A 23,861-nucleotide genomic window follows, 5' to 3' on the forward strand; every position below is an offset into this window, starting at 1 on the left:
AAGAGATGATGACAATACATCCCTTCGGCACTTATTTAATAATTATTCAGCAGAAATTAGATCCTCTGTATCAAGTTCATCTTTTTCAATACGAATTTGACGGTAACGTTGCATACCAGTACCTGCAGGAACAAGTTTACCGATAATTACGTTTTCCTTCAGACCCAGAAGTTCATCGCGTTTTCCTTTAATAGCAGCATCCGTTAACACACGAGTTGTTTCTTGGAATGATGCAGCAGATAAGAATGATTCTGTTTCAAGAGACGCTTTTGTAATACCTAGGATAACAGGACGACAAGTTGCAGGGTTTTTGCCATTTAACACAGCATCTACATTTGCTTCTGAGAATTGGTGAATATCTAGTAATGAGCCTGGTAATAATTCTGTTTCACCAGCTTCAATTACACGTACTTTACGAAGCATTTGGCGAACCATTACCTCGATATGCTTATCTCCAATTTCTACCCCTTGCATACGGTATACTTTTTGTACTTCTTTTAACAGGTATTCTTGAACTGTTGGAACGTCTTTAACTTTTAACAATTGTTTTGGATCGATAGAACCTTCTGTTAATACTTGACCACGTTCTACAAAGTCGCCTTCTTGTACTTTCAGACGGGCATTGTAAGGTGCTGCGTATTTACGTGTTTCTACTTCACCTTCAATTGTAATCTCTTTTAGACCTTCACGGATTTCAGTGATGTCTGAAACAGTACCCGCGATATCAGAAATGACTGATTGACCTTTAGGATTACGTGCTTCAAAAATCTCTTGGATACGTGGAAGACCTTGTGTAATATCATCCCCGGCAACCCCACCTGTATGGAATGTACGCATTGTTAATTGTGTACCTGGTTCACCGATTGATTGAGCCGCAATAATACCAACTGCTTCTCCAACTTCAACCTCTTCACCTGTTGCTAAGTTCATGCCGTAACATTTTTTACATACACCATGTTTTGTATTACATGTGAATGCTGAACGGATTGTTACTTCCTCGATACCAGCCTCGATAACCGCACGAGCGATATCTTGATCGATTAAGCCATCTTTTTCTAAGATAACTTCACCTGTTTCTGGATGCACGATTGTTTTCTTCGTATGACGACCGATAATACGTTCATCTAACGCTTCAATTAACTCTGTACCTTCCATTAACGCACCAATTGTTAAACCACGGTCAGTTCCACAGTCATCCTCACGAACGATAACATCTTGTGCTACGTCAACAAGACGACGTGTTAAGTAACCTGAATCGGCAGTTTTTAGGGCTGTATCGGCAAGACCTTTACGAGCACCGTGAGTCGAGATAAAGTATTCTAATACCGTTAAACCTTCACGGAATGAAGATTTAATTGGAAGTTCGATAATACGACCAGCCGGGTTGGCCATCAGACCACGCATACCTGCTAACTGTGTAAAGTTAGATGCGTTCCCACGGGCACCTGAGTCAGACATCATAAAGATTGGGTTTGTTTTCTCAAGCGACTTCATCAGCTTCGATTGAATTTCATCTTTCGCAGCACTCCAGCTTGAGATAACGCGATCATAACGCTCATCTTCCGTGATGAAACCACGACGGAATTGCGCTTGAACTTTATCCACTTTTTCTTGTGCTTCCAATAAAATTTCGCCTTTGTCTGGTAATACGACGATGTCAGATACACCTACAGTGATACCAGCACGTGTTGAATATTTGAATCCTAAGTTCTTCATACGGTCAAGCATTTTAGATGTTTCTGTGATGTGGAAACGTTTAAATACTTCAGCAATGATATTACCTAAGAATTTTTTACGGAATGGGTTTACAACTGGTACTGATGCAAAGTGTTTACGCAGTACAGCTGTACGTTGTGCTTCAACTTTACCTTTTTCATCAAGTCCATTATAAGCAGCATCTGCTTCAAGCTCTTTTAACGTTTCTTCGTCAATTGTTAAATTAACAAAGTATTTGTCTGGTGTTTCTTGCTCTAAGTTGAATTCAGTTGGCTCATTAATATATGGGAATGATTTAGGCAAGATTTCGTTAAAGATTACTTTACCAACAGTCGTTAATAAGAACATGTCATTTTGTTCCTCAGTAAATGTTGGGTTATTTAACGAACTTGCTTTAATCGCAATACGAGTATGCAAATGAACATGACCTGTATCATATGCAATTAATACTTCGTTTGGTCCATAGAAAAGTGTTCCTTCGCCACGAGCTGTTTCACGCTCAAGTGTTAAGTAGTAGTTACCTAATACCATATCTTGAGATGGTGTTACAACTGGTTTCCCGTCTTTCGGGTTCAGGATATTTTGTGCAGCAAGCATTAGAAGACGAGCTTCTGCTTGTGCTTCAGCTGATAATGGTACGTGAACCGCCATTTGGTCACCATCGAAGTCAGCGTTATAAGCTGTACATACTAATGGGTGAAGACGAATAGCACGACCTTCAACTAGTGTTGGTTCAAACGCTTGAATACCAAGACGGTGAAGCGTAGGTGCACGGTTTAGTAATACCGGATGCTCACGAATTACATCTTCTAAAACGTCCCATACATCGTTGTTCAAACGCTCGATTTTACGTTTAGCAGATTTTATATTATGAGCAAGACCACGTTCTACTAACTCTTTCATTACGAAAGGCTTAAATAGCTCAATTGCCATTTCTTTTGGTAGACCGCATTGATACATTTTTAAGTTTGGACCTACTACGATAACCGAACGACCAGAGTAGTCAACACGTTTACCAAGTAAGTTTTGACGGAAACGACCTTGTTTACCTTTCAGCATATGTGAAAGTGATTTTAATGGACGGTTACCAGGACCTGTTACGGGACGACCACGACGACCGTTATCGATTAATGCATCAACAGCTTCTTGTAACATACGTTTTTCGTTTTGTACGATGATACTTGGAGCACCAAGGTCTAGTAAACGTTTTAAACGGTTATTACGGTTGATTACACGACGATATAAATCGTTTAAGTCAGAAGTTGCAAAACGCCCACCATCTAATTGCACCATTGGACGAAGCTCTGGTGGAATAACCGGTAGTACATCTAAAATCATCCATTCAGGAGAGTTACCTGAGTTACGGAATGATTCAACAACTTCAAGACGTTTAATGGCACGTGTACGACGTTGACCTTGTGCTGATTTTAACTCTTCTTTTAAAGAATGAGTCTCATCTTCAAGATCAATTTTGCCTAATAATTTTTTAATTGCTTCCGCACCCATAGATGCTTCGAATGTGTTGCCGAATTTTTCGCGATATGCACGGTACTCTTTTTCAGAAAGTAGTTGTTTACTTTCTAGGTTTGTAGCACCTGGTTCGATTACAACGTAAGAAGCAAAGTAAATTACTTCTTCTAGTGCACGTGGGGACATATCTAAAATAAGACCCATACGACTAGGAATACCTTTGAAGTACCAGATATGAGATACTGGTGCTGCTAATTCGATGTGGCCCATACGTTCACGACGAACTTTAGCGCGTGTTACTTCAACTCCACAACGATCACAAACTACGCCTTTATAGCGTACACGTTTGTATTTACCACAATGACACTCCCAGTCCTTAGTTGGACCAAAAATACGCTCACAGAATAAACCATCTTTTTCTGGTTTTAAAGTACGATAGTTAATTGTTTCAGGTTTTTTGACTTCACCGTATGACCAAGAACGAATCTTGTCAGGAGAAGCTAAACCGATTTTCATATATTCAAATTCATTAACGTCTATCAAGGAGCCTACCTCCCTCTAGTATAGGTCTTTATAAAGACTCTTTTACGCAGCTCGATAATCGTTTGCAAGAAATGTCTCTTTGGCAAAAGATTAAAAATAGAATGATTTATTGAAAGAAAAAGCCGGACAGGGCGTTAAATCCTGCCCGACTAATTTGAAAAATAACTTTGACCGCGTTCACAAAGGTGTGAACTAACGTTTTCCATTATTCAAAAGACTCTACTGGCTCTTCTTCTTTTTCTTGCTGTGGTGCAATGTTAAGTGCGTCAGCTGGTTGAAGATCTTCCTCTTCGTCTAAGTCGCGAAGCTCTACCTCTTCATCATTAACAGTTAACATTTTCACATCCATACCAAGAGATTGAAGTTCTTTAATCAATACTTTGAATGATTCAGGAACGCCTGGCTCTGGTACACTTTCACCCTTAACGATTGCTTCGTATGTTTTCACACGACCAACAACGTCATCGGATTTAACTGTTAAGATTTCTTGAAGTGTATAGGCAGCACCGTATGCTTCAAGTGCCCATACCTCCATCTCACCAAAGCGTTGTCCACCGAACTGTGCTTTACCACCAAGTGGCTGTTGAGTAACAAGTGAGTAAGGACCAGTTGAACGTGCGTGAAGTTTATCATCAACCATGTGAGCAAGTTTGATCATGTACATGATCCCTACTGATACACGGTTATCGAATGGTTCACCTGAACGTCCATCATACAGGGTTGTTTTACCATCGCGGTTCATCCCTGCTTCTTCCATCGTTTCCCAAACATCTTCCTCGTTGGCACCATCAAATACTGGAGTTGCCATATGAACGCCTAGGTAACGAGAAGCCATACCTAAGTGTAACTCTAAAACTTGTCCGATGTTCATACGAGAAGGTACGCCAAGTGGATTTAACATGATATCAACAGGAGTACCGTCTGGCATGAATGGCATATCCTCTTCCGGTAAGATACGAGAGATAACCCCTTTGTTACCATGACGTCCGGCCATTTTGTCCCCTACGCGAATTTTACGTTTTTGAACAATGTAAGCACGAACTAATTGGTTAACACCTGGTGGTAACTCATCGCCATCTTCACGGTTAAATACTTTCACGTCAAGAATAATACCGCCAGCACCATGTGGTACACGTAATGAAGTATCACGAACTTCACGAGCTTTTTCACCGAAGATAGCATGTAATAAGCGTTCTTCAGCAGTTAATTCTGTAACTCCCTTAGGTGTTACTTTACCTACAAGAATGTCACCATCACGAACTTCTGCACCGATGCGGATGATACCACGTTCGTCTAAGTTACGAAGCGCATCTTCCCCAACGTTTGGAATATCACGAGTGATTTCTTCAGGTCCTAATTTTGTATCACGAGACTCTGATTCGTATTCTTCAATATGAACAGATGTATAAACATCGTCTTTTACAAGGCGTTCGCTCATGATAACAGCATCTTCATAGTTAAATCCGTTCCAAGTCATGAACGCAACAAGTACGTTACGACCAAGAGCAAGTTCACCCTTTTCCATAGATGGACCATCTGCTAAAATGTCACGAGGTTTCACACGTTCGCCAACTTTTACAAGTGGACGTTGGTTGTATGAAGTACCTTGGTTAGAACGAATGAATTTTTGTAATTTATATTTTGTTAAATCGCCTTTAACTTCTTTACCATCAACGACTTCAATACGGCGAACATGGATAGAGCGAGCTTCAACATGCTCAACAATACCATCATATTTCGCTACTACAGCCGCACCTGAGTCACGCGCATCAACGTGTTCCATACCAGTACCAACAAATGGTGCTTCTGGGTTAAGAAGAGGAACTGCTTGACGTTGCATGTTGGCACCCATAAGTGCACGGTTCGAGTCATCGTTTTCTAAGAACGGGATACATGCAGTCGCAGCTGAAACTACTTGTTTCGGAGATACGTCCATGTAGTCCATTTGAGCTTTATTGAATACTGTATTATCCCCACGGAAACGACCTACTACTTCGTCTTTAGCAAATGTACCATCAGGATTTAATAGTGAGTTCGCTTGTGCTACATAGTAGTTATCTTCTTCATCAGCTGTTAAATAATCAATCTGATCCGTTACTTGGCCTTTTTCATGGTCAATACGACGATAAGGCGTTTCAATGAATCCGAATTTATTTACTTTGGCAAATGAAGATAATGAGTTGATTAAACCAATGTTTGGACCCTCTGGTGTCTCGATTGGACACATACGACCATAGTGAGAGTAGTGAACGTCACGTACTTCGAAACCAGCACGCTCACGTGTTAAACCACCAGGCCCTAATGCAGATAGACGACGTTTATGCGTTAACTCTGCCAGTGGGTTTGTTTGGTCCATGAATTGTGATAACTGAGAGCTTCCGAAGAACTCTTTAATTGACGCAATTACCGGACGAATATTAATTAATTGTTGTGGTACGATAGCAGCTGTATCGTTAATAGACATACGCTCACGTACGACACGTTCCATACGAGATAAACCGATACGGAATTGGTTTTGTAAAAGCTCACCAACAGAACGTAGACGACGGTTACCTAAATGGTCAATATCATCTGTTGCCCCTACTTGGTAAAGTAAGTTGAAGAAATAACTTACTGAAGATAATACGTCAGCAGGCGTAATATTCTTCACTTCTTCATCGATGTACGCATTACTAATAATATTGATTTCTTTTTGCGCTTCATCTTTTGGTGCATAGATTTTAATAGATTGGATTGTTACATCATCCTCAAGCACTCCACCTACTTGTGATAAAGTGCGGTAACCGATTCCTTTTGATGAATCTTCTAGATACGGTAAGATTTTATCTAAAGTGCGACGGTCAAGAACTGTACCTTTCTCTACTAAAATTTCGCCTGTTTCTGGGTCTACAAGCGTTTCAGCAATCGTTTGGTTAAATAAACGATTTTTGATATGAAGCTTTTTATTCATTTTGTAGCGACCAACATTCGCTAAATCATAACGTTTCGCATCAAAGAAGCGAGAGTATAATAAACTCTTCGCACTTTCAACTGTTGGTGGCTCACCTGGACGTAAACGTTCATAGATTTCTAAAAGTGCTTTTTCAGTACTTTCAGAGTTATCCTTTTCTAACGTATTACGTAAATATTCATTGTCACCGATAATATCGATAATTTCTTGGTCTGAACCGAAGCCTAATGCACGAAGTAACACTGTTACTGGTAGCTTACGAGTACGGTCAATACGCACATATACTACATCTTTCGCGTCAGTTTCATATTCTAACCATGCACCACGGTTAGGAATAACTGTTGCTCCGAAACCTTTCTTACCGTTTTTATCAGTTTTATCATGGAAATACACACTTGGTGAACGAACTAATTGTGAAACGATAACACGTTCAGCACCATTGATAATGAACGTACCTGTCTCTGTCATTAATGGGAAGTCACCCATGAAGACATCCTGTTCTTTCACTTCGTCTGTTTCTTTGTTGTAAAGACGTACTTTCACACGTAATGGAGCTGCGTAAGTAACATCTCGCTCTTTACACTCATCGACATCATACTTAGGATCACCTAATGAATAATCGATAAATTCTAATGAAAGATTGCCTGTAAAGTCCTCGATCGGCGAAATGTCACGGAACATTTCACGTAAACCTTCTTCAAGGAACCACTCGTAAGACGCCGTTTGAATCTCAATCAGATTTGGAAGCTCAAGCACCTCTTTAATACGCGCAAAGCTTCTACGCTGGCGGTGTTGTCCATACTGAACTAGTTGACCTGTCAACTCATTCACCCCTCAATAAAGCGATATTAGGTCTTTGCAAAATCATACAAATAGTGTATGATTTCGAAAGACAAAAAGAAAACGAGTCTTCAAAAAGATCTCATTTTCGGTTAACTAAACCTATCTTGGCAAGTATACCCACATTAAAACAATCATATACAAAAAGGGCATACGACCTCAAAATAATATTTTTGCATTTTATTATATTATCATAGCCGATTTGTCAAGTCAATAATTTATGCATACTTCATCTATTTTTTTGCACGTACTATCCAGTACCCTTTTTTCTTCTCCACAACATCGACTTCAGAAAATTTTTCTTCTAAGTAACTTACCGTTGATGGCGCACCTTGCTTCTTCTGTATTACTACCCATAGCTCACCAGATGATACTAACTTATCGTAAGCTCCATCGTAAAAACGGAAAATTGTTTCCTTTCCTGCGCGAATTGGAGGATTGGTTAAAATAGCTGCGGCTTTTACATCCTTGTCAACCATCGATAGTCCGTCACTCACAAATATCCGTACATTTTGAACACCGTTTACTTGCGCATTTTTTTGCGAGAGTGCAACTGCACGTTCATTTATATCCATCATAAACACGGTACGGTCTGGGTTTGTTTTGGCAATCGATAATCCGATTGGTCCATACCCGCACCCCACATCAAAAATCGCACCATCAATATCAGGCATTTGAAAAGCATCTATTAAAACACGGGATCCAAAATCTACTTCGCTTTTACTAAATACACCTGCATCCGTTTCAAAGGAAAACGTATGCCCTAACAATTTGAATGTCCAGTGACGAGGTTTACTCTCAGTTTGAGGCTTATTTGTATAATAGTGATCTGACATTTTCACGCCTCCTCAGAATGAAGAAAAAAAGCTCGCCAAAATGACGAGCTTTCCTTTTGTTTAAAAGTAAAAGTAACGCGAGATTACTTAACTTCTACAGATGCGCCAACTTCTTCAAGTTTAGCTTTGATTTGTTCAGCTTCATCTTTAGAAACGCCTTCTTTAAGAGCTTTAGGAGCGTTATCTACTACTTCTTTAGCTTCTTTAAGACCTAAACCAGTGATTTCACGAACCACTTTGATTACTTTAATTTTTTCTGCACCAGCAGATGCTAATACTACGTCGAACTCAGTTTTTTCTTCAGCAGCGCCAGCAGCACCACCAGCAACTACTGCTACAGGAGCAGCAGCTGTTACACCGAATTCTTCTTCGATAGCTTTTACTAAATCGTTTAATTCAAGAACTGTCATAGCTTTGATAGCTTCTAAGATTTGCTCTTTATTCATTATAATTTCCTCCTAATTGGATAATGTTTTATTGTTGCGGTCAGGCCGCAGAAGTTAGAGTGCGTATGAAATTACGCGCCTTGTTCTTCTTTTTGTTCTGCAACAGCTTTTGTTGCAAGTGCGAAGTTGCGCACTGGAGCTTGAAGTACAGATAAAAGCATAGAAAGAAGACCTTCGCGTGATGGAAGTTCTGCAAGTGCTTTAACATCTTCAACAGAAGAGATTGTACCTTCAATGATACCTGCTTTAATTTCTAAAGCTTCATTTTTCTTAGCGAACTCGTTGATGATTTTAGCAGGAGCTACAACATCTTCTTTTGAGAACGCAATTGCGTTAGGACCAACTAATACGTCGTTGATTCCTTCAAGGCCAACAGCTTCAGTAGCACGACGTGTTAAAGTGTTTTTGTAAACTTTGAACTCAACGCCAGCTTCACGAAGTTGTTTACGAAGTTCAGTCACTTGCGCAACGTTAAGACCACGGTAATCCACAACTACTACAGAAGCAGCATTTTGAAATTTCTCAGTAATCTCTTGAACTTGTGCTTGTTTGTTTTCGATAACTTTGCTCATGATGACACCTCCTATTTAGAATGGGTCATTTATACCGACAAAAGAAAAGCCTCTGGGTCAAATAGACGCAGAGGCTGAAAGTCATCATCTTTAAAATAAGAATCCGAATTCCGATGTCCTCGGTAGGATCATTAAGTGACAAGTCACTCCTACTGTCTACGGTACAAATGGATGATTCACAACAGCAACCATCTTATCATAGATAGACAGCGCCGTCAACAGGTTTACATAAAAACTTTAATTATTTTACTACTACGCTTGAAGCATCAACTTTAATAGCTGGACCCATTGTAGTTGTAACGTTTACAGATTTCATGTAAGTACCTTTAGCTGCAGCAGGTTTTGCTTTTTGCACTACATCAAATACAGTTAAGAAGTTTTCTACTAATTTTTCTGCAGAGAATGAAGCTTTACCGATAGGAGCGTGGATGATACCAGCTTTATCAGCACGGTATTCTACTTTACCAGCTTTAATTTCGTTGATAGCTTTTGTTACATCGAAAGTAACTGTACCAGTTTTAGGGTTTGGCATTAAACCTTTAGGTCCTAATACACGACCAAGTTTACCAACTTCACCCATCATGTCAGGAGTTGCAACGATTACATCGAAATCAAACCAACCTTGTTGGATTTTTTGGATGTATTCTGCATCGCCTACATAGTCAGCACCAGCAGCTTCAGCTTCTTTAAGTTTTTCACCTTTAGCGAACACTAATACGCGTTGAGTTTTACCAGTACCGTTTGGTAACACTACTGCACCACGGATTTGTTGGTCGTTTTTACGAGTATCGATTCCTAAACGGAAAGCAACTTCTACAGTAGCGTCGAAGTTCACTGTGCTAGTTTTTTGAGCAAGTTCGATTGCTTCTTGAGCGCCGTATAGTGCGTTACGGTCGATTAATTTTGCTGCATCTTGCAGTTTTTTACCTTTTTTAGCCATTATATAATTCCTCCTTGATTGTGGTTATAGCGGATTTTACCTCCCACGAATAAAGGTTGCGCGTTCACAAAGAAACTCCGCAACCTTCCAAAAAACAAATACATCATCAAGTAATGGGATTAGTCTTCGATAACAATACCCATGCTTCGTGCAGTACCTTCAACCATTAACATTGCAGCTTCTACTGAAGCAGCGTTAAGGTCTGGCATTTTAGTTTCAGCGATTTCGCGAACTTTATCACGTTTAACCGTTGCCACTTTTTTACGGTTTGGTTCACCAGATCCAGATTGGATACCAGCTGCTACTTTAAGTAGTACTGCTGCAGGTGGAGTTTTTGTAATGAAAGTGAATGAACGGTCCTCGAATACTGAAATTTCAACTGGAATGATAAGACCAGCTTGATCTGCAGTACGCGCGTTGAATTCTTTACAGAATCCCATGATGTTCACACCTGCTTGACCTAATGCAGGACCAACCGGTGGAGCTGGGTTTGCTTTACCAGCAGGGATTTGAAGTTTAACAACTTTAATAACTTTTTTAGCCACGAGACACACCTCCTTAAGTCCGTGATGTGGTAATTGGGTTGCCCCTCCCACTCAATATCTGTCTGTCAGCTAAGTGCCGATAACATTAAAATTATCATTGTAGACGTCAAACCAAAGTCTGACAGTCTGACCTTGAAATGATACCACTTTTATTTTTTTAAAGCAAGTAGTAATTAACAAAATCTGCGTCATACGCCTCAGACATATGACACTTTTGTTACTAGAACTATATTTTTTGCATTTGCTCAAAATCTAATTCCATAATTGTTTCGCGACCAAACATATCGACAGAAACTTTCACTTTTCCTTTTTCAGTGTCAATTTCTTCAACACGCCCTTGGAAGTGAGCAAAAGGCCCTTCTAATATTTCTACTGCTTCCCCAACAGAAATATCGATCTCGACAATTTTGTCAGTCATTCCCATTTGCTGTAGTAGACGATCCGCTTCTTCAGGTAATAAAGGTGTTGGCTTTGCACCACCACCAGATGAACCGATAAATCCAGTTACACCTGGCGTATTACGTACAACATACCACGAATCATCTGTCATAATTAGCTCTACTAAAACATAACCAGGGAAAACTTTACGCATCATTGTACGTTTTTTCCCATCCTTCATTTCTGTTTCTTCGTGTTCAGGCACAATAACACGGAAAATCTTATCTTGCATACCCATTGTTTCTACACGTTTCTCTAGGTTTGCTTTTACACGGTTCTCATACCCTGAATACGTATGAACAACATACCAATTTTTCTCCATAACTACTAGGACTCCTCGTCCGTCCCTCCCTTACCAAATCAATTACGCCTTGGCGTAATTGTGTCTGGATTTTGTATTGTGCTTGCACAATTGGTTCCTTTCAAAATCCGTGACATCTGCCAGCGGCTTTATCTTCATTCAGTCGGTGTTTTAACACTTACTAAAAAGGAACTGCATTTGCATTCATCCTACCACTTTTAGAAGCAGGAATCTTCTACTGAATGAAGATAAAAGTGAAAAAATGAATCGCGATATGCTAAGCGTATCCTTTACTCTTTTCACAAACTACCCATTAGAAAAACATAGCTTCCGCTAATAGCCTAGCGAAAGCCCGATGATATATACCCAAACTAGCATAGTCATCTATCGCTACCCTCATACTATCCCTAGTAGCATACTTACCATATTGAGAATATTTTATTGCTGTTCACTTCTTCAATTTCGCCTTGGCGAGATTTTGAATTGTGCTGGCACAATTCAAAATCCGCGACATCCACCGGAGGCATTATCTTCATTCTATCAAGATGGGAGTCTCCTGTGCTGACGCTTTGCTTTCGCTACAGGAAAGATCTGCTGAATGAAGATAAAACAAACGAAAAAACCCGTTTATTGTAATGACGGGCTATTTCAGAAGTATTAACATGCTATTTACTAAATTATAGATCTAAGTACCAGCGGAATAATGATGAAATACCTAAGTCTACTAACACAAAAAATAAAGCCATAATTACAACAGTTGAAATTACAACGACTGTATATTTCGTCAGTTCTTTACTTTTTGGCCAGCTTGTTTTGCGCATTTCCGACATTACATTGCTGAAAAAGCCTTTAATCTTGCCCATTCTAGCCTAACCTCCGAATCAATCATATCTGTCTATTTACGAATCATTTTATAGCGTTTGTTTATGCACTGTATGTTCATTGCAATGCGAGCAAAATTTCTTTAGTTCGAGGCGTACATTTGAACCTTCCTTAGCTGGAAACGTATAATTTCTCGATCCGCATTTTTCGCAATTTAGAACGACTTTTTTTGCCATATTATCACCTTTTCGGCACTTTGTCTTTTCAAGACTAACACCTATATTTGTCAATGTCAATAAAGGCATGCAACCGCTAGGACATTTCTTCAAGAACTAAATGTCGCTCTAATTTTCGCTTTACTCGTTGTAAAGCATTGTCAATAGACTTCACATGACGATTTAATTTCGCTGAAATTTCATGATATGATTGACCATCTAAGTAAAGAGCTAATACTTGTAATTCTAATTCACTTAAAATCTCACTCATCTTTTCTTCTAAGTAGCCAAACTCTTCTCTATGAATCATTAACTCTTCCGGATCATCCATAATAGCACCAGTTAACACATCCATTAATGTACGATCTGACTCTTCATCAAAAATAGGCTTGTCCAAAGAAACGTAAGAATTTAGCGGTATATGCTTTTGTCTTGTAGCTGTTTTAATAGCCGTAATAATCTGTCTTGTAATACATAGCTCAGCAAAAGCTCGAAAAGAAGCAAGCTTATCTCCCTTAAAATCGCGAATGGCTTTATATAGTCCAATCATACCCTCTTGCACAATGTCTTCCTTATCTGCACCAATTAAAAAATATGATCTAGCCTTCGCTCTCACTAACAAACGGTATTTCGTAATTAAAAAATCCAACGCATCTGTATTACCTTGATGCACCATTTCAATAAGTTCTTCATCATTGAATCGTTCAAAATCTTGTGTCACTTGTACAATACTATTTTTAAACATGGTATCACCTCAGCCACAACAGATAATTAGGAACAGTATAACGGAATTGGAAAATATGCGTCAATAAATCATTTCAAACCACGCCGCCATTTTTCAAAGGCTAAAGCAACATCAGGCTTTAGCTCTATGCGGGAAGGCGGCTTGCTAACCTGTTTTCGCTTCACATCATGAGAAATTTTATGCTGGATAATCCCCATATCAATTTCTAGCTCTCTTGCCGATTTTCGCAGAGCACCGTTACCAAAAATAACATTTTGCTCTGCCATATCGGAGGTTGCTACGTGAATCTGTACATTTCTAGCTTTTAGTTCGTGTGTCATTTTTTCAATACGTTCATCTGCTGTTTCGTTTTTCCGTGTATAAATGACTTCGACATCATTTTCTAAATAAGTTTGCTCCACACCCGGTACAAGATGTGCATCAAAAACTATAATTACGCGCCATCCCATAGCTGCCTTATACTCAGCCAGAAGCTCAATTAATCTCCTACGGGCATCTTCAAAATTCGTATCACGTAATGGTCGTAGCTCTTTCCAAGCTCCTACCATATTATAGCCGTCAACAAGCAAAATGTTTTTCATCGTCAATCATTCGCTTCTTGACGTTTACGATACACTTCGTACATTAAGAGTGCAGCAGCTACTGATGCATTTAGGGATGTAACATGCCCAACCATCGGTAAATGATATAAAAAATCACATTTCTCTTTTAATAGGCGACTCATACCTTTGCCTTCACTACCAATAATAATAGCGAGTGGCAATGTTGCATCCATTTTACGATAGTCTGCAGAACCTTTAGCATCTGTACCTGCAATCCATACTCCTCGTTCTTTTAACTCATCTACCGTCTGCGCTAGGTTATTAACACGCACGACAGGTACATGCTCAATCGCTCCAGTTGATGCCTTTGCCACTACAGCTGTCAAACTCACAGAACGGCGCTTCGGAATAATAATGCCGTGCGCACCTATCGCATCAGCCGTTCGCATAATAGAACCTAGATTATGCGGGTCCTCTAGCTCATCTAAAATTAAGAAAAATGGATCTTCTTGTTTTTTTGTCGCCGCAGCAAATAAATCCTCTAGCTCTGCATATCTATATGCTGCAACAGAGGCAACAATTCCTTGGTGATTTGCATCTGATAATTGATCAACCTTTTTCTTCGGGACAAATTGAACAATGACGCCACGTTCTCGTGCTAAATCTAGAAGTTCATTAACCCCTGATTTTTTTACACCCTCTGCAATCCATACTTTATTCATATCGCGGCCTGAACGAAGTGCTTCTAACACTGGGTTTTTACCTGCAATAATTTCACCATTCTGCTCTGCCATTATTTCGACACTCCTTTCGATTCCTCGATTATTTGAATAGCGTATGCAATGATTGCATACACGCGTTCTAATTCATTTAATAAATATAAGCTACCAAGCACAGCCTCAAAGCCCGAGCTATTACGGTATGTTTGAACATCTGTATTTTTTGGCACAGAGCCGGATTTGGCATTGCGTCCACGACGGAACACAGCCAACTCCTCCTCTGTTAAAAAGCCCTCATCCATCATTCGATGTACAATCATAGATTGCGCTTTCGCTGATACATAACGTGTCGCTTCTCTATGCAGTGTGTTAGGTTTGACACGGCCAGCACGTAGCAAATGCTCTCGTACCTTTTGTTCTAAAACTGCGTCTCCCATATAGGCTAACGCTAATGCATTCAATTGCTTAACATCTTCGTTGCGGAGTTTATCCAAGTTACTTACCCTCGTTTCCATCTAGTTCCTTGTCGCGTATCTTCCAAAATGATACCTTGCGCTTGCAAATGGTCACGAATTTCATCTGAACGAGCAAAATCACGATTTTTACGTGCTTCTACACGCTCCTGTAAAAGTGCTTCAATTTCTTCGTCTAGCAGCTCTTCTTCTTTTGCAAATTCAATACCTAAGACGTCACCTATCACCTCAAAAGTTTCAGTAAAACTCAATAATACTTTTTCATCAGTATTCGTTTCATTTAAATAAATATTTGCGATACGTGCTAATTCAAATAATACAGAAATGGCATTGGCTGTATTAAAGTCATCATCCATTGCTTCTTCAAAAAGCGCTTTTTGTTCAGCAATTTTTTCAAGCCATTCCTCTGAGTGATCACCTAAGCTCGCAGTTGCTGTTAAACGGTGTTTCACATTGTTGTAGGCAGTACGAATTCGTTCTAAACCAGTTGCGGCTGCATCTACTAAATCCTTTGCAAAGTTAATCGGATGACGATAATGCACAGAAAGCATAAAGAAGCGTAAAATTTGTGGGTCAATTTGTTTACGAATATCATTAACGAGTACAAAATTACCAAGGGATTTGGACATTTTTTCATTATCAATATTAATATACCCATTGTGCATCCAGTAACGTGCAAATGTTTTATCATTATGAGCTTCAGATTGTGCAATTTCATTTTCATGATGCGGGAATGTTAAATCTTGCCCACCAGCATGAATATCAATAGTATCTCCTAAATGCTCACGTGCCATTACAGAGCATTCAATATGCCACCCTGGACGTCCTTTGCCCCATGGACTCTCCCAGTAAATTTCACCTGGCTTCACAGCTTTCCATAAAGCAAAATCTAAAGCATCATCTTTTTTCTCGCCTGCTTCTATACGAGCACCAATTTTTAAATCATCCACTGATTGATGAGATAATTTACCGTAACCATTAAATTTACGAGTTCGGTAATAGACATCACCAGCTGACTCATAAGCGTAGCCTTTATCGATTAAAACTTGAATGAATTGAATGATATCATCCATATGCTCTGTTACGCGTGGATGTACATCTGCTTTCTTGCAACCTAACGCTGTAACATCTTCAAAGTATGCGGCGATAAAGCGTTCCGTTAATTCATGCACTTCTTCTCCAAGTTCATTGGCAGCCTTAATAATTTTGTCGTCCACATCTGTGAAATTTGAAACAAATTTCACATCGTAGCCTTTGTATTGAAAATAACGTCGCACTGTATCATAGACAATTACTGGACGTGAATTCCCAATATGAATGTAGTTATAAACGGTCGGACCGCAAACGTACATTTTTACTTTGCCTTCTTCTAGAGGTACGAAAATTTCCTTTTGTCGTGTTAATGAGTTGAAAATTTGAATACTCATTGTGTTTCTCTCTCCTTTTGTAAGCGTTCGATTTCCTTATGCAATGCTGTAATTTGCTTCTCGAAAGCTTGACAACGTTCTTCTACAGGGTCAGGTATATTTTGGTGATCTAGCTTTTTCTCTAGACGGACTCCATCCTTAATCACTATTTTACCAGGAATACCGACAACTGTAGCATTTGGCGGTACTTCTTTTAAGACAACTGAGCCTGCACCAATTTTACTATTTTCACCAATTGTAATAGAACCTAAAACTTTTGCACCCGTTGCAACTAGAACATTATCCTCTAATGTTGGATGGCGTTTCCCCTTTTCTTTTCCTGTACCACCTAAAGTTACGCCTTGATACAACGTTACATTATCACCAATCTCACAAGTTTCGCCAATTACAACGCCCATCCCATGGTCAATAAAGAAACGTCGACCAATTTTAGCTCCAGGATGAATTTCAATTCCAGTAAAGAAGCGACTAATTTGTGAAATGGCACGGGCTATAAAATAAAGACGCCTTTTAAAGAACCAATGGGCAACCCGATGCGCCCAAGTAGCATGCAGACCTGAGTATGTTAATATAACTTCGAATACACTGCGTGCTGCTGGATCATTCTCAAAAATTGTTTCTACATCTTCCTTCATTCTTTTAAACACAAAAAACTCCCCCTTTTCGTTTTGATCTGCCCTGCATCCTGGCCTTTGACGTTGATTTCACTGCAGAGTTAGTTAGTCGAGTAGAATTGGCGCACCCATTGTTTCAAGTCACATGTCCAGAAAATAAAAAAGCGCCCCTATCATCCCAAAAAGGAATGACAGAGACGCTAAATTTGCGCGGTTCCACTCTGATTGAAGGAGAAAACCTTCCACTCTGGACGTTCTGTAACGGGAACGAATCGATAAAGCCTACTATTGTTCAGCTTTATGCTCAAAGGTGCATTTCAGTTTTGCCTAGGCTCAGACCACTTTCAGCCGGTGATGGTCCTCTCTTTGGAGCATGCTTCACTTACTTCTCCTTATCAACGCTTTCTCAATGTAAGTACATTTTACAACGAACTAATAAATTGTCAATCAATTTCTACTTATTGCGCAAATTTTTCTACACGATCAATTGTTTTCTGTTTGCCAATTAAGCAAATAGCGTTAGGAAGCTCTGGACCATGCGTTTCACCCGTCGTTACGACGCGGATTGGCATGAATAAATTTTTACCTTTATGACCTGTTTCTTTTTGAACAGCTTTAATAGCTGCTTTGACAGCGTCAGGAGTAAATTCCTCTAAAACTTCAAGCTGTGTTTTAAATGCAGCCATTACTTCAGGTACCTGCTCACCCGCTAAAACTGCTTTTGCTTCTTCATCATATTCAATATGATCGTTAAAGAATAGGCTAGATAGATCTACAATTTCAGCACCAAAGCTCATTTGATCATGATAAAGTGCGATTAAATCAGTTGCCCATGCACGTTCTTCTGCTGTTAGCTCTTCTGGTAATAAGCCTGCTTTTTGTAAGTGTGGTAAAGATAACGCCACTACTTCTTCTAAAGATAGTTTTTTAATGTATTGGTTATTCATCCAAGTAAGCTTTTGTTTATCGAACATCGATGGTGATTTTGAAAGACGTTTTTCATCAAAGATTTTAATAAATTCTTCTTTTGAGAAAATCTCTTCTTCCCCTTCAGGAGACCAGCCAAGTAATGCGAAGAAGTTGAACATCGCTTCAGGTAGGTATCCTAAATCTTTATATTGTGTTACGAATTGAATAATTGATTCATCACGTTTTGATAATTTCTTACGGTTTTCATTAATGATTAATGTCATATGACCAAAGCGTGGATATTCCCAGCCGAATGCATCAAAAATCATCATTTGTTTTGGTGTATTTGATAAATGCTCTTCACCACGGAATACATGTGAAATTTCCATAAAGTGATCATCTAGCACTACTGCATAGTTATACGTCGGGATACCGTTTGCTTTAACAAGTACCCAGTCACCAATATCCTTTGACTCAAATGCTACTTGTCCACGTACTAAATCCTCAAACTCATAAGTTACATTTTCAGGTACGCTCATACGAATTGTATATGCTTCACCAGCAGCTTCTTTAGCTGCAACTTCCTCTGCTGATAAATGACGACAAGTACCATCATAAGTTGGAGCTGCTACACCTCGTGCTTTTTGTTCTTCACGAGACGCTTCTAATTTTTCAGAAGAACAGAAGCATTTGTAAGCTAAACCTTGCTCTAATAGCTTTTCAGCGTGCTCTTTATAAATATCAAGACGCTCCATCTGACGATAAGGTGCATATGGTCCACCGATATCGATTGACTCATCATATTCAATACCTAACCATTTTAAGTTATCTAGCTGAGATGCTTCTCCGCCTTCTACATTACGCTCGATATCTGTATCCTCAATACGTACGATGAATTTACCATTATGATGTTTTGCATATAAATAGTTAAATAATGCTGTACGCGCTCCACCGATATGTAAGAAACCAGTTGGGGATGGCGCGTAACGAACACGAACTTCTTTCGCCATAATTAAAAGCCTCCTAAATTTTCGATCAAAAAATTGACTTTGTTCATTTTACCACTCTGTTACAGGAAATAAAAGCGAAGAGAGTCTGCTTTTACTTCTTAATTAATAGGATTGTCGCCATCGCAGCAATCCCTTCCTCGCGACCTGTGAAACCTAAACGCTCAGTTGTTGTTGCTTTAACATTCACTTGAGAAGGCTCAGCATGAAGCAATTCAGCAATACGATTTTGCATTCGTTCAATATACGGTGCCATTTTCGGACGTTGTGCCATAATCGTACAATCCACATTACCTAAAACATAGCCCTTATCCTCAACAATCTTCCAAATATGCTCTAATAATTTTGCTGAATCAGCATCCTTGAACGCGGGATCTGTATCTGGGAAATGACGACCGATATCTCCCTCACCAATAGCTCCTAACGCTGCATCTGTTACAGTGTGTAATAAAACATCTGCGTCCGAATGCCCTACTAATCCTTTTTCATGAGGAATTGTTATACCTCCAATAATTAATGGACGCCCTTCTTCAAATGCATGTACGTCAAATCCTTGTCCTACTCGAAACATATGATTTTGAGACTGTCTAATAAGATAAATAAAGTAGGAAAATCCACCAACTGAAGCTCATTTACTTCAAAAAATATGCAGACTTAAAAAGCTTCTATTCAGCTTATAAGGCAGTCTCATTCACCTTCCTTCACTCTTATATTTACTTTATATTATACCCTCACATTTTAACATATTTCCTAGGAAATGAGTGTCTCGACAAAGCTATATAATATTCGGACTCCCATCTCCCTCACATTTTTTGTTATGCTTGCCTTACTAATGCGATAAGGCGGCGTTGAAATGAACATCAATACTTTTGAAAAGCAGTTTAAAAAAGTAATTGTACAGCGTGGGTACGATTATTATGTGAATAATCATGTTATTGATATTATGCAAATTGACAATAGCAATTGGCGGGCAGAGGTTGAAGGAACTGAACCGTATACTGTAGATGTCGCCATCAAATCAAATGGCGATATTACATATGCGAATTGCGACTGCCCTTACGATGATGATTGCAAGCATATTGTCGCTGTTCTATACGCAATCCAGGAGCAGTTTAACAATCCTCCTGTATCAGTATCTAGATCATCTAAAACAAAAAAATCAACATTACAGCAATTGCTAGCAACACAAACAAAAGAGAATTTAATAAACCTAATTCTAACGGTTGGGAAGAACTCCCCTAATTTTTTGCAAGAATTAGAAATGCGACTAATGGAGCCAACAGATATAGTAATGGCCGCTAAAAAAAATAATTGTCCAAAATCTAAAAATTGGGCAAGAGGGGCGAAGCGGTTTCATCCCACGCAATCGAGCATCGAGAGCACTAAAAGGTGTCTTCGCAACACTTCAGCACGCTGAGGAGCATATCGACAAAGAGGATAATATTACGGCAATTGAGCTTAGCTTTCTGTGCCTCCAATATACATTAGAGGCACTACAATATGGTGATGACTCCGATGGTTACTTCGGTGATGCCATTAATGAAAGTCTTGAATTAATTAGTCAAGCGATTGAAGAAGGGGCAATACTTTGGTCAAAAAAGCAGTATGAAACAGTATATGAACTCGTTATTCAAAAAGCAATGCAACACGAGTTAGATGACTGGGTAGATTGTCGAATTCATATGCTCCACGCCTGTGTTCCTCTTTGTTTGTATGATGCGATTGAGGAACAGTTTAAAACCCTTATTCATTCAATGGAAAGTACATCAGATGGTTGGAATGCACAATATTTAAATACAGAGTTAAAACAGATCGAACTTCACTTATTACAGAACAAATACAGCAGTAAGGAAGTAGAGGCATTTTTGGAGAAGCATATTGAGGACTACCATATGCGTGAACAAATTATTAAATTTGCCATTAACCGAGGGGAATATGAAAAAGTATTACAATTAACAGCGGATGGACTCCAGCAAGACCAGCAACCTCCTGGAATTGCGAACATGTGGAAGCGCTATGCCTTTATAGCTCATCAACATTTAGGACATACAGAAGAAATGCGTGAATTAGCTTTAGAGCTATTACAAAAGGGGGAATATGATTATTACAAGGAATTCAAAGCCCTTCACTCTACTGAACAATGGCCAGAAGTTCTAGAAGAATTATTAAAGAGCCTTGCAAATTCCCACTTATATGTAAGAATTATCGTAGAGGAACAACAGACTAAACGTATTCTGGACTATTGTAAAGAAAAACCATCACAAATAGAGCACTATCATCAATACATTAAAGAGCAGTACTATGAAGAAGTTTGTGCTCTCTTCATTGACGCCATCGCTATCGATGCTCAATCTTCCACTAATCGAAAAAAATATAAAAGTATCTGTCGTTCTATCAATGTGATGCGAAACGCTGGCTATGCCGTAGAAGCCGAACGATTGATTGCTGATTTACTACAAACTTACCCAAAACGCCCTGCTTTTATAGAGGAATTAAAGAGTATTATGAAATAGTAAATTTTCTCCGCAAAAAGAGTTGCTTAAAGAAAATGAGGCATTTAAAAACATTGCTAAAATAGCTATAGTTAATCAGCAGAAGAGAAAAAATCTACTTTAAGCTTATAATAAAATCCCGTAAAGAAGTTATAGTGCACTTCATTACGGGATTTTGTATAGCTACTTTAGCCGCTACCTATTGTCTCACTTCAACTACTCGCATTCAAAGCACGTTTACGTAATATCGCTTCACCGAAGACTAAATCCTCTTGCGTCGTCATCTTGACATTTTCGTAGCTGCTTTCTACGATATGCACCTCATGGCCGAGACGTTCAACTAGCATTGCTTCATCGGTGCCAAGGAAGCCTACCTTCTCAGCGACATCCTCTGCCTCTACAATCAAATCAAATTGAAATGCTTGTGGGGTTTGAATCATCCATAAGCTATCTCGATCAATCGTCTCTTCAATAACACCATTACGTACTTTTTTCATCGTATCCTTTGCACGAACACCAGCAATCGCTGCGCCAAAGTCATGCGCACTTTGTACAAGATTCGCAATAATGTCATGAGTAATAAATGGACGCGCAGCATCATGCACAAGCACAATATCAACCTGCTTCATTTCTTTCATGCACGAATGGACGGAATGCTGTCGTTCTGCACCACCATCAGGTAAACCTTTAACTTTAGTAATTCCATACCTCTCTAGCATTTCTTGAATAAATACACGCTCTTCTGGCTTCACTGCAAGCCAAATACCCGTACACTGGCTATCCTGTTCGAACACCTCCAGTGTGTGTATGAGGATCGGTTGTTCTAAAAGATTTAAAAACAACTTATTTTGTCCTGCACCCATTCGCTTTCCGCTTCCCGCAGCAGGCAACACTACTTCATATTGCACATTTCCCACTTCCTAGTCATCCTTTGGTTTAGCAAAAATCATACGACCTGCTGATGTTTGGAGAACACTTGTTACCGTTACCGTAATTGCCTGTCCTATATAGCTACGTCCACCTTCAACAACAATCATTGTGCCATCATCTAAATAAGCAACCCCTTGATTGTGCTCTTTCCCATCTTTAATGACCATCACTTGCATATCTTCACCTGGAATAACGACAGGCTTTACTGCATTTGCTAAATCATTGATGTTTAGCACTTTAACGTGGTGGAGCTCACAAACTTTGTTTAGGTTAAAGTCGTTCGTAACAATTTGTGTATCGTTGCCCCTTTTCTTTGCAAGGCGCACTAGTTTTAAGTCAACCTCCTGAACATCCTCAAAGTCCTCTTCAGTAATCTCAACCTTCGTCATACGTTCATCTTGTAATTTTTTTAAAATATCTAAGCCACGACGACCTCTTGTTCGCTTTAATGTATCCGAAGAATCAGCAATATGCTGGAGCTCAGTAAGGACAAATTGAGGTACAACTAGTGTACCTTCTATAAAGCCCGTTTCAGAAATATCTGCAATACGACCATCAATAATAACACTAGTATCTAACAGTTTATAGCTTCCTCGTACATCTTGAGGTTCTACACCTTCTGGTAATTTTTTCTTTGTATTGTTACCACGTAATGTAAATAGCTGGATTAATTCATCTCGCTTTTTAAAACCTACACGGAATCCTAAATAGCCAAGCACAAATGACAGTATTATTGGTAAAACCTTTGTAAATTTCGGTAAATCTATACTATCAATTGCAAAGCCTAGAAAATAAGCAACGATTAGTCCGATAATAAGTCCAAGTGTACCAAATAATAAATCCCCGACAGGTACTTTAATTAGCACCTCTTCCATCCAGCTAATGAGCTTTACAAAATAATCTGAAAAGGCAAACGATAATGTAAACAGTAAAAGCGCTCCTAAAGCTACTGATACGTAAGGATTATCCAGCCAAGGATTAGATGATAAATGAAGCAATTCGTATAATGGCGGTAAGAAAACAAGGCCTAATGCTCCTCCAATCAGTAAAAAAGCAATTTGAACAAATTTTTTCATCAACTGTCACCTCCAATTCTTAATATATAATTATACATAGTTTACTGTAGAAAATCTTTTATGAACCCATCAAAGTATCGTTCTTTTGATTGGTCATTTCACGTCTGATGAAAGAGGGAAAATCAATTACTGAAATCCTTCACATTAAAATTTGCTCAAGACATTGAACAATTCTTTTCACAGACGTTATCTTAGACGCCATTTCCCCTCTTTGAGTTTCCTACCTTCTATCTAGGAATTTCAAAAATCACTACCCTTGTTATGCCTGGACACCCGCTGAAAGAAGTTAAAAG

22 protein-coding genes and 2 other annotated features are annotated in these 23,861 nt (G+C 39.1%); of the genes, 2 read left to right on the plus strand and 20 right to left on the minus strand.

Features of this window, described 5'->3' with window-relative positions; all coding sequences use genetic code 11:
• Positions 1-42: 42 nt before the first annotated feature.
• From rpoC to ispF, 18 genes are all read right to left on the minus strand, one after another.
• Positions 43-3,729, minus strand: a complete 3,687-nt coding sequence (rpoC, locus tag ACQKMV_RS16640; RefSeq protein ID WP_427505265.1) for a DNA-directed RNA polymerase subunit beta' — start codon at positions 3,727-3,729, stop codon at positions 43-45.
• Between the two features lie 205 nt (positions 3,730-3,934).
• Positions 3,935-7,510 carry a DNA-directed RNA polymerase subunit beta gene (gene rpoB, locus ACQKMV_RS16645; protein WP_427505267.1) on the minus strand — a complete coding sequence of 1,192 codons (3,576 nt, stop codon included), beginning with the start codon at positions 7,508-7,510 and terminating at the stop codon, positions 3,935-3,937.
• Between the two features lie 242 nt (positions 7,511-7,752).
• The gene (locus ACQKMV_RS16650) at positions 7,753-8,355 is read right to left on the minus strand and encodes a class I SAM-dependent methyltransferase (RefSeq protein WP_427505268.1); all 603 of its coding nucleotides are present in this window, start codon (positions 8,353-8,355) and stop codon (positions 7,753-7,755) included.
• A gap of 83 nt (positions 8,356-8,438) precedes the next feature.
• Positions 8,439-8,801: a 50S ribosomal protein L7/L12 gene (gene rplL / locus ACQKMV_RS16655; protein WP_427505269.1), complete on the minus strand. Its 363-nt coding sequence runs from the start codon at positions 8,799-8,801 to the stop codon at positions 8,439-8,441.
• Positions 8,802-8,872: 71 nt separating this feature from the next.
• The gene (gene rplJ, locus ACQKMV_RS16660) at positions 8,873-9,373 is read right to left on the minus strand and encodes a 50S ribosomal protein L10 (protein ID WP_427505270.1); all 501 of its coding nucleotides are present in this window, start codon (positions 9,371-9,373) and stop codon (positions 8,873-8,875) included.
• 33 nt (positions 9,374-9,406) lie between these two features.
• Positions 9,407-9,553: a sequence feature (ribosomal protein L10 leader region), on the minus strand.
• A gap of 61 nt (positions 9,554-9,614) precedes the next feature.
• Entirely contained in the window at positions 9,615-10,313 is a 699-nt protein-coding gene (gene rplA / locus ACQKMV_RS16665) for a 50S ribosomal protein L1 (protein ID WP_368637303.1), read from the minus strand.
• Between the two features lie 119 nt (positions 10,314-10,432).
• On the minus strand, positions 10,433-10,858 hold the full coding sequence (gene rplK, locus ACQKMV_RS16670) for a 50S ribosomal protein L11 (protein ID WP_004233593.1): 426 nt from the start codon (positions 10,856-10,858) through the stop codon (positions 10,433-10,435).
• A gap of 226 nt (positions 10,859-11,084) precedes the next feature.
• Positions 11,085-11,618: a transcription termination/antitermination protein NusG gene (gene nusG / locus ACQKMV_RS16675; protein ID WP_427505272.1), complete on the minus strand. Its 534-nt coding sequence runs from the start codon at positions 11,616-11,618 to the stop codon at positions 11,085-11,087.
• Between the two features lie 656 nt (positions 11,619-12,274).
• On the minus strand, positions 12,275-12,460 hold the full coding sequence (gene secE, locus ACQKMV_RS16680) for a preprotein translocase subunit SecE (protein WP_053482826.1): 186 nt from the start codon (positions 12,458-12,460) through the stop codon (positions 12,275-12,277).
• Positions 12,461-12,508: 48 nt separating this feature from the next.
• Positions 12,509-12,724 (minus strand): 50S ribosomal protein L33, encoded by a 216-nt coding sequence (gene rpmG, locus ACQKMV_RS16685; RefSeq protein ID WP_427425748.1) that lies wholly within the window; start codon positions 12,722-12,724, stop codon positions 12,509-12,511.
• A 7-nt stretch (positions 12,725-12,731) separates the two neighbouring features.
• Complete coding sequence (gene sigH, locus ACQKMV_RS16690) at positions 12,732-13,379, minus strand: RNA polymerase sporulation sigma factor SigH (protein ID WP_427425629.1); 648 nt, start codon at positions 13,377-13,379, stop codon at positions 12,732-12,734.
• Between the two features lie 68 nt (positions 13,380-13,447).
• On the minus strand, positions 13,448-13,960 hold the full coding sequence (locus ACQKMV_RS16695) for an NYN domain-containing protein (RefSeq protein ID WP_427425630.1): 513 nt from the start codon (positions 13,958-13,960) through the stop codon (positions 13,448-13,450).
• A gap of 2 nt (positions 13,961-13,962) precedes the next feature.
• A complete protein-coding gene (gene rlmB, locus ACQKMV_RS16700) occupies positions 13,963-14,715 on the minus strand; it encodes a 23S rRNA (guanosine(2251)-2'-O)-methyltransferase RlmB (protein ID WP_427505274.1) in 753 nt (250 codons plus the stop codon).
• Positions 14,715-15,155 (minus strand): Mini-ribonuclease 3, encoded by a 441-nt coding sequence (locus ACQKMV_RS16705; protein WP_427505275.1) that lies wholly within the window; start codon positions 15,153-15,155, stop codon positions 14,715-14,717. The genes rlmB and ACQKMV_RS16705 overlap by 1 nt, the downstream gene beginning before the upstream one ends.
• A complete protein-coding gene (cysS, locus tag ACQKMV_RS16710; protein WP_427425633.1) occupies positions 15,140-16,540 on the minus strand; it encodes a cysteine--tRNA ligase in 1,401 nt (466 codons plus the stop codon). The genes ACQKMV_RS16705 and cysS overlap by 16 nt, the downstream gene beginning before the upstream one ends.
• Positions 16,537-17,187 (minus strand): serine O-acetyltransferase EpsC, encoded by a 651-nt coding sequence (epsC, locus tag ACQKMV_RS16715; protein ID WP_427505277.1) that lies wholly within the window; start codon positions 17,185-17,187, stop codon positions 16,537-16,539. Before epsC ends, cysS begins: the two co-directional genes overlap by 4 nt.
• 157 nt (positions 17,188-17,344) lie before the next feature.
• Positions 17,345-17,562: a binding site (T-box leader), on the minus strand.
• 50 nt (positions 17,563-17,612) lie between these two features.
• Positions 17,613-19,073: a glutamate--tRNA ligase gene (gene gltX / locus ACQKMV_RS16720; protein WP_427505278.1), complete on the minus strand. Its 1,461-nt coding sequence runs from the start codon at positions 19,071-19,073 to the stop codon at positions 17,613-17,615.
• A gap of 91 nt (positions 19,074-19,164) precedes the next feature.
• The gene (gene ispF, locus ACQKMV_RS16725) at positions 19,165-19,641 is read right to left on the minus strand and encodes a 2-C-methyl-D-erythritol 2,4-cyclodiphosphate synthase (RefSeq protein WP_427505280.1); all 477 of its coding nucleotides are present in this window, start codon (positions 19,639-19,641) and stop codon (positions 19,165-19,167) included.
• 282 nt (positions 19,642-19,923) lie between these two features.
• Between ispF and ACQKMV_RS16730 the strand changes: the two genes are divergently transcribed.
• Positions 19,924-20,487: an SWIM zinc finger family protein gene (locus tag ACQKMV_RS16730; RefSeq protein WP_427505281.1), complete on the plus strand. Its 564-nt coding sequence runs from the start codon at positions 19,924-19,926 to the stop codon at positions 20,485-20,487.
• Between the two features lie 292 nt (positions 20,488-20,779).
• Complete coding sequence (locus tag ACQKMV_RS16735) at positions 20,780-21,583, plus strand: hypothetical protein (RefSeq protein ID WP_427505282.1); 804 nt, start codon at positions 20,780-20,782, stop codon at positions 21,581-21,583.
• Positions 21,584-21,774: 191 nt separating this feature from the next.
• Here the strand turns inward: ACQKMV_RS16735 and ispD are convergent, their stop codons facing one another.
• On the minus strand, positions 21,775-22,470 hold the full coding sequence (gene ispD / locus ACQKMV_RS16740) for a 2-C-methyl-D-erythritol 4-phosphate cytidylyltransferase (RefSeq protein ID WP_427505389.1): 696 nt from the start codon (positions 22,468-22,470) through the stop codon (positions 21,775-21,777).
• A gap of 12 nt (positions 22,471-22,482) precedes the next feature.
• Positions 22,483-23,568, minus strand: coding sequence for a PIN/TRAM domain-containing protein (locus ACQKMV_RS16745; RefSeq protein ID WP_427505284.1), 1,086 nt, complete (start codon positions 23,566-23,568; stop codon positions 22,483-22,485).
• Positions 23,569-23,861 lie beyond the last annotated feature (293 nt).

It is taken from the genome of Lysinibacillus sp. NPDC094403 (assembly GCF_050278745.1).
In the GTDB taxonomy this organism is placed as follows: Bacteria; Bacillota; Bacilli; order Bacillales_A; family Planococcaceae; genus Lysinibacillus.